This is a genomic window from Microbulbifer yueqingensis, from assembly GCF_900100355.1.
In the GTDB taxonomy this organism is placed as follows: Bacteria; Pseudomonadota; Gammaproteobacteria; order Pseudomonadales; family Cellvibrionaceae; genus Microbulbifer; species Microbulbifer yueqingensis.
This window is the reverse complement of the sequence record NZ_FNFH01000005.1, coordinates 57782-72139: the sequence shown is the minus strand read 5'-3', so window position 1 is coordinate 72139 and position 14358 is coordinate 57782. Positions and strand designations below refer to the sequence as shown.

The 14358-nt window shown below is 60.9% G+C and carries 11 protein-coding genes; 1 reads left to right on the top strand and 10 read right to left on the bottom strand.

What is annotated here, in order from left to right:
- Window positions 1-22: 22 nt before the first annotated feature.
- From BLT26_RS12280 to BLT26_RS12255, 6 genes are all read right to left on the bottom strand, one after another.
- Complete coding sequence (locus BLT26_RS12280) at window positions 23-937, bottom strand: alpha/beta hydrolase (protein WP_091514606.1); 915 nt, start codon at window positions 935-937, stop codon at window positions 23-25.
- A 262-nt stretch (window positions 938-1199) separates the two neighbouring features.
- Window positions 1200-2282 (bottom strand): type 1 glutamine amidotransferase domain-containing protein, encoded by a 1083-nt coding sequence (locus BLT26_RS12275; protein WP_091514603.1) that lies wholly within the window; start codon window positions 2280-2282, stop codon window positions 1200-1202.
- Between the two features lie 139 nt (window positions 2283-2421).
- Window positions 2422-3669, bottom strand: a complete 1248-nt coding sequence (locus BLT26_RS12270) for a sensor histidine kinase (protein ID WP_175453109.1) — start codon at window positions 3667-3669, stop codon at window positions 2422-2424.
- Window positions 3659-4381: a response regulator transcription factor gene (locus tag BLT26_RS12265; RefSeq protein WP_245720700.1), complete on the bottom strand. Its 723-nt coding sequence runs from the start codon at window positions 4379-4381 to the stop codon at window positions 3659-3661. Before BLT26_RS12265 ends, BLT26_RS12270 begins: the two co-directional genes overlap by 11 nt.
- 66 nt (window positions 4382-4447) lie before the next feature.
- Entirely contained in the window at window positions 4448-5182 is a 735-nt protein-coding gene (locus BLT26_RS12260; protein ID WP_091514596.1) for a pteridine reductase, read from the bottom strand.
- Window positions 5175-6410 carry a multifunctional CCA addition/repair protein gene (locus BLT26_RS12255; protein WP_091514592.1) on the bottom strand — a complete coding sequence of 412 codons (1236 nt, stop codon included), beginning with the start codon at window positions 6408-6410 and terminating at the stop codon, window positions 5175-5177. Before BLT26_RS12255 ends, BLT26_RS12260 begins: the two co-directional genes overlap by 8 nt.
- A 509-nt stretch (window positions 6411-6919) precedes the next feature.
- On the opposite strand from BLT26_RS12255, the gene BLT26_RS12250 reads away from it, so the two are divergent.
- Complete coding sequence (locus BLT26_RS12250; protein ID WP_091514588.1) at window positions 6920-7486, top strand: helix-turn-helix domain-containing protein; 567 nt, start codon at window positions 6920-6922, stop codon at window positions 7484-7486.
- Window positions 7487-7513: 27 nt separating this feature from the next.
- Here the strand turns inward: BLT26_RS12250 and BLT26_RS12245 are convergent, their stop codons facing one another.
- From BLT26_RS12245 to BLT26_RS12230, 4 genes are all read right to left on the bottom strand, one after another.
- The gene (locus tag BLT26_RS12245; protein ID WP_091514584.1) at window positions 7514-9094 is read right to left on the bottom strand and encodes a SpoVR family protein; all 1581 of its coding nucleotides are present in this window, start codon (window positions 9092-9094) and stop codon (window positions 7514-7516) included.
- Window positions 9094-10374: a YeaH/YhbH family protein gene (locus BLT26_RS12240; RefSeq protein WP_091514581.1), complete on the bottom strand. Its 1281-nt coding sequence runs from the start codon at window positions 10372-10374 to the stop codon at window positions 9094-9096. Before BLT26_RS12240 ends, BLT26_RS12245 begins: the two co-directional genes overlap by 1 nt.
- Window positions 10375-10390: 16 nt before the next feature.
- Entirely contained in the window at window positions 10391-12316 is a 1926-nt protein-coding gene (locus BLT26_RS12235; RefSeq protein ID WP_091514577.1) for a PrkA family serine protein kinase, read from the bottom strand.
- Window positions 12317-13254: 938 nt separating this feature from the next.
- The gene (locus BLT26_RS12230) at window positions 13255-14346 is read right to left on the bottom strand and encodes a CapA family protein (protein ID WP_091514574.1); all 1092 of its coding nucleotides are present in this window, start codon (window positions 14344-14346) and stop codon (window positions 13255-13257) included.
- Between the last annotated feature and the right edge of the window lie 12 nt (window positions 14347-14358).

The following is a 14358-nucleotide window of genomic DNA, read 5'->3' as shown; positions in this document are numbered from 1 at the left end:
AAGGACCAACGGCTGCGCTGCCTTACAGCCAGCTCCCCACCTCGGCTATGTAGTTAGCCGGGAGTATGTGACCTCCCTCAAAAACCTGGTGCCTCTTGTCCTGGCTTGCAATCGCCTCGTACAGGTGCAGGTTATCTTCTCTCGACGCATACTCATCATCATCTGCAGTGATTAGCAGAACCTTCGGCCTTTTAATCAGGCTGGCGAGATTCTTGGGCGCCACGATTGCCGTCTTATCATCTATATGTGGGGGCACCATGGCGATAACCCTGTTTACGCGCGGGTCGAGGGCTGAGGCCAGCAGGGCGACCTGCGCTCCCATGCTGTAACCCGCCAGGGTGAGGTTGCCACCGTCCAGGTCCCGCTGCTGTGCAATCCAGTCCATCAGGACCCGGTAATCCAGGACGGTGTTACGGATCATTGCTTCGTAGTCCCGTTTGTCCCCGAAGTAATGCAGGTCATTCATGATCGACCCCAGGGTACGGTTGGGGTCTTTCCGGGTGCCGTGAAAGCGGGCATCGATGGCGACCACCACATAACCCTTGGCGCTGGCGCGCTCGGTAATCTCATTCACCCTCGTCACCGTGGGGCGCCCCTTGAAGGAGTCCACCCACCAGCGCTGGTAGCCTCTCCCCATGGCTGCGACACCGACCAGCACGGGGTATTTTTCCTGTTTTGCGGGCGGGTAGCTGATGCGGCCGTTGACCTGCGCCCCGTCAAAGCTCCGGTACGAAAACTCGAACAGGCCCTCTCCGATTTCATTCACCGACATTCCGATATCAGCCGGCGCCCGGTAAGCGTAGGACGCCACGATTTCATCCCGGGGTACCGGCTCCTCTTTCAGCGCAACAAAGGTATACCAGAGTGCGGTAAGGCAGCCGATGGCCAGCCCTGCTAAAAGGATCATTCGGGTGGTAAAGCTCAGTTTGCTACTCATGATGTGGTTCTCCTGATTGATAGGAGAAGTCTGCAGGTGGCCCGGTAAAATTTGGGTGAAAATTCCGGCCGAAGCGTGTGCGATGCAGGATTGCCATGCCGGGCGGATGCCTGGTCCACAGGCGGTGGGCTCTATGAGCCCACCGGGGCTGGCAGGGAGGCAGTGAAGGTTGCGGACCGGCTGCGCTGGCTGGTTGCGGCCTGGCTCACATGAAAATACGAAGCCGGGGCGATGGTCCTTGTTCCACCTGTTTCTCCTGTTGTCACTTTTTTGCGGTGGACAGCAGCCGCACGATATCCACTGCCTTGCCGACCCGTCCCTGCATCACCGCGACGATGCCGTGCATCGCTAGCAATCGCCGGTTGATTGCTTCCCCCTCACCGTTGGCAGCCTGCTGGAATGTTTCCAGCCTGGCCCTGGCGCCGGCGTGGCCATCGGCTTCATAGGCCAGTAACAGCTCCACGGTTCTTTCTTCACTGGTAACTTTTCGCGGGACCGGTTGATATCCCAGTGTCTTCACCATTTCCTCGGCGAGCGCCCATACCGACCAGGGGTTCTGCCCGGTGAGAAGCCTGCCATCGACACTGACCTGGCGCAGGTAGGGCGGACCCGCCTCGAACACGGCGCCATTTTTCCGCAGCCGGGATTCGAGCAGGAAGGGGAATACCTGCTCCGCCTCCGGGATCAGGAACAGTTCCTCTTCGTTGGTAAAGCTGCTGATGCGTCGCCCCTGCAACAGCGGCACTCCCGGCTCCAGTTCCATGTCGGCAAGCGCTGCCGGTCCGTGGCAGACCGCGCCGACGACCCCGCCGTCATCATAGATGGATAGAACCAGGTTGTGGATGTCGGCATTGCCGGGGAAATCGAACATGGCGCCCTTGCCACCGACAAAGAAGATGCCGCGGTAATCGTCTGCATTGACCCGTGCCACCGGGATGCTGTCGTGCAGCCTTGCCATCGCCTGCCGGTCGTTCAGGAACGCGTATTCAATCGGCCCCATATCGTCCCGGTCGATCACCGCGGGCGGTTCCCCGCCCCGGGGGCTGGCGATATCCACGGTGAAGCCATTGGCAATGAATACGTAGTAGGACCGTGCAAGCTCAGTCAGTTCGTATCCGGTGTCCTTGCCGTGCTCACCCATGGTAGAGGCGCTGGTCACCACCATCAGGATTCGGCCGCGGTCATCGGACGGCCGGGATTGCTGGAGGTAAGGGATATCCTCGGGCTGTGTCTGCGCCAGGGCGTGGTGATCCGGCGGTGGGGGGATCAACCCCTTTAGCCAGAAGCCGGTGCCGGCGAGCAGTGCCACAGTGAAGAATATTGTTGCGAGAATTTTCCTGGCCATGATTGGTCTCCTTTCTGTATCAGGAGCATCGTGGGACAGTGCACGTGAAGCGCGGGTGAAATCCCCGGGAAATGTTGTGGGGATTGGGGGCGGGCCCGGCCGTCGCGGTGTTGGAAAATGGCGCGGGCCAGGCGGGATGTCAGGCGGGATAGATGGATATTGAAAACAGCTGCTTCTCGCAGTTGGCCCCATAGCCCCATCCCTGCGCATTGAGAATGCGGCTCGCCAGATACAGGCCCTGGCCGAGACCGTCACTGCCCGGCCTGCGGGTGCCTGGGAGGAAGATTTCTTCTGTATTGGTGCTGTCTTCCACCGGGTTCACGAAGCTCAACCCGCTGCCGTTGGTGTGAATCTGCAGGACGGGCCCTGCGGCATGGCGGATGGCGTTGTCCAGCAGGATATCCAGCAGCAGTTCGGTAAGTCGGGGATTGCCACTGACCGGCAGCCTCTCCGGTAGCGCGAGATCCAGTTGGAAACCCTGGCCGGTTGCGATCTCGCGCCGGGCCAGCAGCCTTTTCTCCAGCAGTGGACGCAGGTCAAAAGCGCAGCGCTCGATCGACTCGGCGCGGGCCAGGGCCAGCAGCGTAGCGACGGTTCTCTCCATCGCCGTCAGCGTTGACCAGAGTTCCTGTTTTTCGCTGTGCTGCAGTTCACGCTCGCGGGACAGGGCGAGGGTGTTGGTGGCTATGGCCAGTCCGGTGCGCAGTTCGTGGCTGACATCGCGGGTAAACTCGGCTTCCCGCTTTTGGGCCTGTTGCAGTTCGTTGATGCTGCGCTCCAGCGTCCGCGCCAGGAAACCGATCTCGTCCTGGTTATTGGTGGCGGAGAGTGCGACCGGTTTGAGGTCATTGTGCCCGGCCTGCACTTCCCGGGCGAGACCCAGCAGGGGGCGGATGGTGCGGGCGACCAGGCGGTGGGCCAGCCACAGGGCGAGGGCGGTAGTGGCCAGCAGTGCTGCCAGCAGGAGCCACAGCAGGCGGCCGGACTGGTGTGTCACCGTGAGCAGGTTACCCACGTCGGCTGCGAGTATGGGCCTGTCCCCGATTTGCAGCCGGCGCAGGTGGTAATGCTGTTCCCCGGCAACGAACAGCTCGGCGCTTTTCCGGCCGCCTGCCAAAGCGGCCTGGAATGTATTGGGAGCGTCACCGCTCGAGGGGTACAGGTGGAAGTTGGGGAGTCGCGGTGCCGGCAGGGTGCCACGGGCATGGAATTGCCGCTCGATATAGCGGACCTCGTCCGATATCAGGTTGTCCAGCAGCTGGTCCTCGATGACATACGCCGCCAGTATCCCGATTCCGGTGTAAACCAGGCAGAGCACCAGGGTGAAACTGCCAAATACCGTAAAAACCCGTCGTTGCAGGCTCCCCTGCGGTTGCTCAGCTTTCACCGGGTTGCTCCAGCCGGTAGCCGATATTGCTGATCGTGCGCAGCATGGGGGCCGGGAACGGCCGATCAAGCTGGCGGCGCAGGCTGTAGATATGGGATTTCAATGCGTCGCTGTCCGGTGGGTCGTCCCCCCAGATGCGGTGGCAGAGTTCCGCGCGGCTCAGGGGCTCGGGGTAGGCGCAGGCCAGTTCCCAGAGAATATTGAAGGTAATCGCGGTGAGCCTGAGGGGTTGGCCGTCGCGCACCGCCTCGCGCCCGCGCCCCCGGACCAGCAACGCGCCGATTTGGATTTCGTCATTGCGGTGCAGCTCGCGGCGCCGTGCCAGGGCGCTGCAGCGCAATGCCAGTTCGCGCGGGTCGAAGGGCTTGCAGAGGTAGTCATCGGCACCGGAATGGAAGCCAAGCGCCTTGTCGGTGAAGGCGTCGCGGGCTGTGAGCATCAGCACCGGCGCCGTGACCGTCGCGCGCTGGCGGAACTGGCGGCACAGTTCAACGCCGTCCATGTCGGGCAAATTCAGGTCCAGCAGGATGAGGTCGTAAACCTCTTCAAGCGCCAGCTTCAGGCCGTGCCGCCCGTTACCGGCAAAATCCACATGCCAGCCATGTCCCTCGAGGAATTCGCCGGTCTGGCGGGCGAGGGTGGGATTGTCTTCGATCAGGAGAATCTTGAGGCTGTTCACCGGGGCTTTCCGATTGCCGACTTGGAAGGGCATTGTGGCAACTTCCCGGTGAAATTGCAGTGAAATCGCGCCGCGCAGGTCTGGCCGCGCAGGTCGGCCTCAGATATTCAGGCTGCGCCCGCCGTCCACCGCCAGCACCTGTCCGGTGATGTAATCCTGGCCACTGACCAGGAAGCGCACGGTCCGGGCAATGTCTGCCTCACGGCCGGTGCGGCCCATGGGGATGCGGGCCAGGATCCCTGCCTGGGTGTCGCTGTCTACGGCCTCGTCCTCTTTCTCCGGCCAGAGGATGGCACCGGGGGCCACGGCGTTCACGCGTACCCTGGGCGACAGCTCCAGGGCCAGGCTCTTCGTCAGCATCACCAGCCCGGCCTTGGCGGCGCAGTAGATGGTGTGCTGCGGCATGGGGCGCTCGGCGTGGATATCGGCCATGTTGACGATGCAGCCGTTGTCGCGCGACAGGCTGGGTGCCAGCGCCTGGCTGAGGAAGAAGGGCGCTTTCAGGTTGCTGCCCACCAGTTCGTCCCAGGCGGCTTCGTCGGCGCTGCCGATGGGGGTGGGATGGAAGGCGGAGGCGTTGTTCACCAGTACGTCGATACCGCCCCATTGCGCGGTTGCCTCACTCGCCAGCGCCTCGCAGTCGGCTTTGTTGCCGAGCGTGCTCTGGACGGCGGCGGCGGAATCGGCGCGGATGGCATTCAGCTCTTCCACCAGTGCCCGCGCGGCATTGGCGGAACTGCGGTAGTGGATTATCACCCGGTGGTCGCGGTGCAGTTCGCGGGCGATGGCGCGGCCCAGGCGGGCAGCGGCACCGGTCACCAGTACGTTACGCATCGGGTTCCCTCTTTTCGCGGGCTTCCTTGACGGCGGTGATGGCCTCGATCCGCGCGCGGTCCAGTGCCTTGCCCAGCTCCGCGCCCTCGTAGCCCTGCTCGATCAGGGGCTCGACCCCAACGGCGGCGGCGGCGGCGCGTACCTGGCGAAGGAAGTCTGGTTGCGGGTAATCGCGGTCGGCGAGGCCCTCGCGCCCGCGGGCGTCTGCCTCACAGGCCTGCAGGAAGTCCTCGAACCGCTCCGGGCGGCGCAGCGCGTCCAGGGCGCGCAGCATCTTCATAAGTGTCTGCGGGCGCAGCTCGAAGGCGCGGTGGCAGTGCAGGTGGTACTCGCACACCCCGGCAGCCAGCGCAGTAAGCTGCTTCGGCACCCGCCACCGCTTGCACACATCGCGCACCAGCGGCAGGCCGGCGCGCTCGTGCCCGCGGTGACTGGGCAATATCTCCTCCGGGGTGATGCCCTTGCCCAGGTCGTGTACCAATACGGCAAAACGCACCGGTAGGCGGGCCGGGGCCGCGCGCAGGGCCATCAGCACATGCTCGCCGGTATCCACCTCGGGATGGTGCTTCGGCGGCTGGGGTACGCCGAACAGGCGGTCCACCTCCGGCAGCAGCACCGCCAGGGCGCCGCACTCGCGCAGCACGCGTACAAATATATCGGGGTCCGGCTCGGTGAGAGCCCTGCTGATTTCCTTCCATACCCGTTCTGCCACCAGGTGCTCCGCCTCCCCGACAGCCACCATCTCCCGCATCAGTGCCATGGTGTCGTCCGCGATGCGGAAGCCCAGGTGGTGGTAGCGGGCGGCGAAGCGGGCGACCCGCAGGATGCGCAGCGGGTCCTCGGCAAAGGCAGGGGAGACGTGGCGCAGCAGCCGCGCTTCCAGGTCGGCAAGGCCGCCGTAGGGGTCGATTAGCTCGCCGCTGTCGCTCTCGGCCATGGCATTGATAGTCAGGTCGCGGCGCAGCAGGTCCTGTTCCAGGGTGACGTCGGGTGCAGCGTGGACGGTGAACCCGCCATAGCCGTGGCCGCTCTTGCGCTCGGTACGGGCCAGGGCGTACTCCTCGCTGGTCTCCGGGTGCAGGAAGACGGGGAAGTCGCGCCCCACGGGGGTATAGCCCAGTGCGCGCATGTCGTTCTCGGTGCCGCCAACGACCACCCAGTCGCGCTCATGGATGGGGCGCCCGAGCAGCCTGTCGCGGACTGCGCCACCTACCAGGTAGATCTTCACCGCGGGAACCTCGCGGTCGGAATGAGTATGTGCCGGGGTCGGCTCTGTACCACTTTGAATCCTTGCGTCCGGCGCCGTGGAGAGCGTTGTGAAAGGGGGGATAAGGCTTCCGCAAGATAAAAAAAAGGCCCCGAAAAAACAAGGGGGCCCAGGGTCTTAGGGTATACGCGCCGGCGCGGGGCCGGAAAAGACTGTGCCCGGGGAAGGGCGGGCAGCCGGGCTTACCGGCCCGGTCACCAGGGTGAGCGTATGATGGTGACAATTCTATTAAACCTGTCTTACCTGTCAACAATTCATTTCGGGATTTTATTGAGGGACTTTGGATTACATTCGTTAATACATTAGACGGCCGAGTTAACGGCTGATTTTGCAAGAGCGAGCAGCATAAATTATAAGGCTCGGCTGGTATTGCAGCATAAATGAGCGCGGGGAGAGTCCGTTCTCGTGGGTTGCGGCACCTGCATCGACGGGCCGGTCAGTAACCGCAGATGTTTGGGGGAACAAGAACGATGAACGAACTGCATGTGCTCACCACCGGTGAGGCAGCGCGCTACTGTGGGGTGAACTTTCGCACCGTGATCCGCTGGATCGAGCGCGGCCAGCTGAAGGCCTACAAATTGCCCGGGCGCGGCGACCACCGGATCTGCGTTGAGGACTTCGTGGGCTTCCTGCAGGACAATGCAATGCCGGTGCCGACGGAGCTTGCCGCCGCAAGCCGCAAGGTGCTGGTGCTGGCACAGAGGCCCGAATTGATTGCAACCGGGCGCCAGGCACTCCAGCAGGGCGGCTTTGAGGTGGAGGTCGCCGGCAACAGCTTCGTGGCCGGGACCATGCTTGCGGCGGCGAAGCCGGCGCTGCTGGTCATCGATGCCGGCCTGGAGCAGGCCAATGCGTTCGCCATCATCGACCACCTGCGTTCGCGCGGCGAGTTTGCCAACGTGCGGGTATTGGTAGTGACCGAGGCCGGGGACAATGACTCGCAGCGCTGGCTGGAAGGCGGCGCGGACGCAGTGATCCAGGGGCCCGCTGACCGCGCCGAGCTGGTGGCAAAGGTAAAGCTGCTGCTGGATATGTAAGTCTGGCGGCGGCCAGCCCGGTCGGTATTAGATGGGTTTGGGGACCAGCATTGGCTCTTCCTCCCGCTCCGCCCGGTCGCGTCCCTCATCGGGACAGTGGTAGCTGGCGGTGAGTTCGTCGCCATTGAAGCTGTGCAGGTGCACATCAAATCCCCACAGGCGGTGGATATGCCGCATGACTTCCTTGGTCTCCTTGCCGAGGGGGCGCCGACGGTGCTGGGTGTGGTGCAGGGTAAGCGAGCGGTCACCGCGATTGGCCACCGAGAATACCTGGATGTTTGGCTCGCGATTTCCCAGGTTATATTGCCCGGCGAGATTAGCCCGCAACTGGCGATAACCGTCCTCATCGTGAATGGCATTTACCACGATCTCACTGTCGCGGTCGTCGTCACTGACGCAGAACAGTTTCATGTCCCGCATCACTTTCGGTGACAGGAACTGCAGGATAAAGCTCTCATCCTTGAAGTCACGCATGGCGAACTGGAGCGTCTCTTTCCAGTTGCTGCCGGCGATATCCGGAAACCACTCGCGATCCTCTGCCGTGGGCTCCTCGCAGATTCGCCGCAGGTCGCTGAAGATACTGAACCCCAGTGTGTAGGGGTTGATACCGCTGTAATAGGGGCTGTCGAACGCCGGCTGGTAGATGACGTTGGTGTGGCTCTGCAGGAACTCGATCATGAATCCCTCGGTCACCCGGCCACGCCGGTATAGCTCGGTCAGCAACGTATAGTGCCAGAAACTGGCCCAGCCCTCATTCATGACCTGGGTCTGGCGCTGTGGGTAGAAGTACTGCGCCAGCTTGCGCACAATCCGCACCAGCTCCCGCTGCCAGTTCTCCAGCAGGGGCGCGTTCTTCTCGATGAAGTAGAGGATGTTTTCCTGTGGCTCTTCGGGGAAGCGGCGCGGTTCGACACCATCGCCCTCTTCTCCCAGCTTGGGAATGGTGCGCCAGAGGTCGTTGAGTTGCCGCTGGCGATATTCTTCCCGCTCCTTCTGGCGTCGCTCTTCCTCCACTGCCGAAATAGGATACGGGCGCTTGTAGCGGTCCACGCCGTAGTTCATCAGTGAGTGGCAGGAATCCAGGACTGATTCCACTTCGTCCAGGCCGTGGCGCTGCTCACATTCGCGGATATAGTTTTTGGCGAATATCAGGTAGTCGATGATGCTGCTGGCATCCGTCCAGGAACGGAACAGGTAATTGCCCTTGAAGAAAGAATTGTGGCCGTAGCAGGCGTGCGCGATGACCAGCGCCTGCATGGTCATGGTGTTCTCTTCCATCAGGTAGGCGATACAGGGATTGGAATTGATCACAATCTCGTATGCCAGCCCCATCAGCCCGCGCTGGTAGTTGTTCTCCACGCTGATGAACTGCTTCCCGAAGGACCAGTGGTTGTAACCTACCGGCATGCCTACCGAAGAGTAGGCGTCCATCATCTGTTCGGAACTGATGACTTCGATCTGGTTGGGATAGGTGTCGAGCCCGAATTCTCCGGCGAGTTCGCCGATAGCCTCGTCGTATTCCCGGATCAGCTCGAAGGTCCACTCGGAAGAGGTGGAGATAGGCCCTTCGGGCTTGGTATCCGGCGCAGAACTGTACTGGTCGAACATTACGCGCTCACCTTCTGGCTGAACAACTGGCGGAATACCGGGTAGATGTCCTGGACATCCACAATCTGTTCCATGGCGAAGTGCTCGGGGAAGAGGGCCTTTACACTTTCGTACTCCTCCCACAGCGCCTGGTGGTCGCGTGGGGTGATCTCCACGTAGGAGTAGTACTGCACGTGCGGCATGATGTCGTCGATCAGGATCTTGTGGCAGGTGCTGGAGTCATCATTCCAGTTGTCGCCATCCGATGCCTGGGCGCCATAGATATTCCACTCGCTGGCGGGGTATCGCTCGCGGATAATGGTCCGCATGAGCTTGAGTGCACTGGATACGATGGTGCCGCCGGTCTCGCGGGAGTAAAAAAATTCCTCCTCGTCCACTTCCTTGGCGCTTGTATGGTGGCGTATGAATACCACCTCGGTATATTCATAGCTGCGCTGCAGGAAAAGATACAGCAGCAGGAAGAATCTCTTGGCCATGTCCTTGGTGGCCTGGTTCATGGAGCCGGACACATCCATCAGGCAGAACATGACCGCCCGTGAACGGGGGCGCGGCTGGCGCACGAGCAGGTTGTACTTGAGGTCGAAGTCGTCGAGGAAGGGAACGCGTTTCACCCGGGCCTGGATATCCTCGATCCTGTGCCGCAGGAACTCGATGCGTCGCTGGTCGCGAAGCGCCGGGTCTTTCTGCTCTTCCTGCTCCAGCTCTTCTGCGAGCAGCTTTATATTGCGTCGCTTGCTACTGGTAAGTGCGATCCGGCGGGCGTTGGCAGCGCGCAGGGAGCGGACGACATTGATGCGGCCGGGCGTGCCTTCGTTGCTGATACCGGCGCGGACCACCTGGAACGACTCATTGCCAGCGAGACGGCGCTTGATCATGTTCGGCAGCTGCAGGCCCTCGAACATGAAGTCGAGGAACTCCTCCTGGGAAATCTGGAAGACGAAGTCATCCACCCCTTCGCCGCTGTCGCTGGCATTCCCGCCGCCACCCCCGCCGCCGCCCTGCTGGCCCTGGCGTGGAATGCGGTCGCCGGTGGAGAACTGCTTGTTGCCGGGCAGGACGCGCTCCACATGTCCGCCGGGGCCGTGGCTGAACGCAGGCTCACTGATATCCCGGGTGGGAATGCTGATCTGCTCGCCCTTCTCCATATCGGTGATCGAGCGACTGTTCATCGCCTCGCCGACAGCCTTCTTGATATGCGCCTTGTAGCGCCGCAAGAAGCGCTGCCGGTTCACCGTGCTCTTGTTTTTGCCGTTGAGCCGACGGTCGATGATGTAGCTCATACTCGCCTACTGCCGGTTACTGCGATTTACGCACGCGCAAGTACCATTCCGAAAGCAGCCGAACCTGTTTCTCGGTGTAGCCACGCTCCACCATGCGGGCGACAAAATCGGCATGCTTTTTCTTGTCGTCTGCTGATGCTTTGGTGTTGAAGGAGATTACAGGCAGCAGGTCCTCGGTATTGGAGAACATCTTCTTCTCGATGACCGCGCGCAATTTCTCGTAAGAGCGCCAATCCGGGTTCTTGCCCTGGTTGTTGGCGCGTGCGCGCAGCACGAAATTGACGATTTCGTTGCGGAAGTCCTTCGGGTTGGAAATGCCGGCGGGCTTCTCGGTCTTCTCCAGTTCCTCGTTGAGTGCACCACGGTCGAGGATCTCCCCGGTCTCGGGATCACGGTACTCCTGGTCCTGGATCCAGAAGTCGGCATAAGTCACGTAGCGGTCAAACAGGTTCTGACCGTATTCCGCGTACGACTCCAGGTAGGCCGTCTGGATTTCCTTGCCGATAAACTCCACGTAGCGCGGGGCGAGATATTCCTTTATAAAGCCGAGGTATTTCTCCTGGTTTTCCGGTGGGAACTGCTCCTGCTCTATCTGCTGCTCAAGCACATACAGGAGGTGCACCGGGTTGGCAGCCACTTCGGTGGCATCGAAGTTGAAGACCTTCGACAGAATCTTGAATGCGAATCGTGTGGACAGGCCATTCATGCCCTCATCCACACCCGCGTTGTCGCGGTACTCCTGCATGGTCTTCGCCTTGGGGTCCGTATCCTTGAGGTTCTCACCATCGTAGATGCGCATCTTGGAATAGATGCTGGAATTCTCGGGGTTCTTGATCCGCGACAGCACAGAAAACTGTGCCAGCATGCGCAGTGTATCCGGCGCACACGGTGCCTTGGACAGAGAGCTGTTCTCTAGTAGTTTCTGGTAGATCTTGATCTCTTCCAGCACCCGCACGCAGTAGGGAACCTTGACGATATATATCCGGTCCAGGAACGCCTCGTTGTTCCGGTTATTGCGGAAAGACTGCCACTCCGACTCATTGGAGTGGGCGAGAATTACGCCGTTGAAGGGAATGGAACCCAGGCCCTCGGTGCTGTTGTAGTTACCCTCCTGGGTGGCAGTGAGCAGCGGGTGCAGTACCTTGATGGGCGCCTTGAACATCTCGACGAATTCCATCAGTCCCTGGTTCGCGCGGCAGAGGCTGCCCGAGAAACTGTAGGCATCTGGGTCATTCTGCGGGTAGTCCTCCAGCTTGCGGATATCCACCTTGCCCACCAGCGACGAGATATCCTGGTTGTTCTCGTCACCTGGCTCCGTCTTGGAGATGGCGATCTGGTCCAGAATCGAGGGACGGACCTTGACCACGCGGAACTTGCTGATGTCTCCCTCGAATTCATGCAGACGCTTCATGGCCCAGGGGGACATGATGGTGTTCACATAGCGGCGCGGAATGCCGTAATCCTCCTCCAGGATTTGGCCGTCTTCCTCGGGGGAGAACAGGCTGAGCGGGGACTCGAATACGGGCGAGCCCTTGATCGCGTAGATGGGGATTTTCTCCATCAACGCCTTGAGGCGTTCGGCTAGCGAGGATTTACCGCCACCGACCGGACCCAGCAGATAGAGGATCTGCTTCTTCTCCTCCAACCCCTGGGCCGCATGGCGGAAGAACGAGACGATCTGTTCGATAGCTTCCTCCATGCCGTAGAATTCACTGAAGGCCGCGTAGCGCTTGATGACCTTGTTGGAGAAAATTCGCGACAGGCGTGGGTCGCGGGAGGTGTCAATCAACTCGGCCTCGCCGATGGCCATCAGCATCCTTTCCGCGGGTGTGGCATAGGCACTCGGGTCGGCCTTACACAGCTCCAGGTACTCCTGGATACTGAGTTCCTCTTCCTGAATGGATTCATACCTTTCCAGGTAATGACTGAAGATCGTGTTCATTAACAACTCCCTGTAGCGTGTCGGGCGGCCATCGTTTTCCAGTCGGGGCTCGGGCTCGCGGGATACTGCGCCGGGTGGCAGCCTTGCCATGGACTGTCGGGGGATGGTGGCGCCCCGGGGGCGACACTGGTGCTGGATGCGCCACTGCGCACAAAACCAAAAACTATCTTTATGTCCGGCTCTAATGTGACCGGGTGGCGCCACCTGGGCGCGCCTGGCGAGGAAAATTCACTTTTTGCACTCGCCTCTCCAGCATAGCCTCCCCTTCAACTACGGCGCCTCGTTAGCGCCAATAGGCGTTGAAAAAGGCGGCAGTTTTGCGATGTGCTATGGGCTCAGGCCGACGTGAAAATTGCAGGAGCGCGGCGGATTGCAATACTCGTGAGTGGTGGAACCGGCAGATTCTCAGTCCCAGCTCAGTGGCGCGGATCAACGCCGGGTGCCAGCAGCGGAGGATCCCAGTAATAGCAGTGAGACGGCGCTCCAGTGCAACCGGACAGGAGGACTACATTTCTCGCGCCGAAATCGTTGAGGGAAATCAGAAATCACCTGACGGAAAGATATTCCCGTATAAGGCGTTGGCGACAATCCAGTTTGCGGGGCTGAAAGCCGCGGGTGATCTTTGGCCCCGCCACTACACTGTTACCGGAATAAGGTTGCATTAGCCTTAACCACATTCGCACGCACATTTAGGGTGCGCACGGGGGGCGCCGACCTTTAGCTCCTATACCTCCGCCTAAAGCGACCCGGCCAGCGCCCCGACCCGGCAAGAATTCCCTGCCGGCACCACCAATCCATATGGCGCCAGCAAGCTGGTGGTCGAGGATATCCGGCGGGACCTGTGCCTGGCATTGGTAATCACGGAAGTCGCAGGGATATCAGGGCTGATCGCAACTGAAAGGGGGCGCCCAAGTCTGGATAGGTCGTGGGCATTGCCGCTACCACTCCAGGAAGAAGCTGATATCCGCCGTTCCTGAGCGAAGATGCCCCCCGAATAGGCCGCATTCGCTGTCAAGCTTCTGCCTGAGCCACCGTCGGTTTTTCTCAGGCGCCTGTTCCAGTTGCAGCCGCCGGGACTGGAATGGGATCAATTCCAGCGACTGGAGTCCCCCATCTTTACTGAGCTCTACGCAGTAGAGTACCCGCAGGTCTGACCGGAACTGCTCCTGGCCACCGATACCCTCATAGTCATTGATCAGGTCGCCGCAGCCGTAAAGGATCGGCCTGTCGCGGTAGATCTCTATCGCCTTTGAGTGATGGGAAGAGTGCCCACATACGATATCAACGCCGGCCTCTACCAGCCGGCGGGCAAAGCGCTGCTGGTCGGTGGGGACGGCGTAGCCCCAGTTACCGCCCCAGTGTATGGACAGCATGGTGATGTCTCCGGGCTGCCGCGCAGCATTTATCCTGTGAGCAATATCGTCAGCCGTCTCGTTGGATAGATTGGCAACCCGGCACACCCCGGCCCGACCGGGCGTTGCCCCCCATACCGGTGGGATACCGCTACTGCCATGACCGCAGGCGAACATCACCAATCGGGCATTGCCGCAGTGCGCAGTAATGGCAGTACAGGCCTCCGCACTTTCCAAGCCCGCACCCGCAGTTCTAATGCCTGTCTTGTGCAAGCTTGTCAATGTTTCTCCAAGCCCTGGGTAGCCCCAGTCGAGTACATGATTGTTGGCAAGGCTACAGATATCAATTTCTGCAACTGTGAGGCAATCCAGGTTGGCCGGATGCATCCGGTATTGAATTCCCTTGCCCGGCCAGCAGTCATTACTGGTGGTAACTGCTGTTTCCAGGTTGATGACCCGAAAGTCAGGCAGGCGGGCCTGCATGACTTCAAGAGCGTCACCCCAAATGTAGCCCGGAGAAACTGGCAGGGGAATTGGTCCGTTGCGACGCTCCGCAAGGACTACATAGTCGTAGGCTGATTTTAGCCAGGACTCGTAGATCCGTGAACTACCCGCATTCGGAAGTATCTGGTCGATACCCCGTCCGGTCATGACATCGCCGGCAAGGATTAGCCGCATGCTTTCCGTTGT

What these genes read in the sequence shown, in the direction of transcription:
- BLT26_RS12280 (WP_091514606.1), bottom strand. Translation starts at nt 937, where the DNA reads ATGAGTAGCAAACTGAGCTTTACCACCCGAATGATCCTTTTAGCAGGG.
- BLT26_RS12275 (WP_091514603.1), bottom strand. Translation starts at nt 2,282, where the DNA reads ATGGCCAGGAAAATTCTCGCAACAATATTCTTCACTGTGGCACTGCTC.
- BLT26_RS12265 (WP_245720700.1), bottom strand. Translation starts at nt 4,381, where the DNA reads ATGCCCTTCCAAGTCGGCAATCGGAAAGCCCCGGTGAACAGCCTCAAG.
- BLT26_RS12260 (WP_091514596.1), bottom strand. Translation starts at nt 5,182, where the DNA reads ATGCGTAACGTACTGGTGACCGGTGCCGCTGCCCGCCTGGGCCGCGCC.
- BLT26_RS12250 (WP_091514588.1), top strand. Translation starts at nt 6,920, where the DNA reads ATGAACGAACTGCATGTGCTCACCACCGGTGAGGCAGCGCGCTACTGT.
- BLT26_RS12245 (WP_091514584.1), bottom strand. Translation starts at nt 9,094, where the DNA reads ATGTTCGACCAGTACAGTTCTGCGCCGGATACCAAGCCCGAAGGGCCT.
- BLT26_RS12240 (WP_091514581.1), bottom strand. Translation starts at nt 10,374, where the DNA reads ATGAGCTACATCATCGACCGTCGGCTCAACGGCAAAAACAAGAGCACG.
- BLT26_RS12235 (WP_091514577.1), bottom strand. Translation starts at nt 12,316, where the DNA reads ATGAACACGATCTTCAGTCATTACCTGGAAAGGTATGAATCCATTCAG.
- BLT26_RS12230 (WP_091514574.1), bottom strand. Translation starts at nt 14,346, where the DNA reads ATGCGGCTAATCCTTGCCGGCGATGTCATGACCGGACGGGGTATCGAC.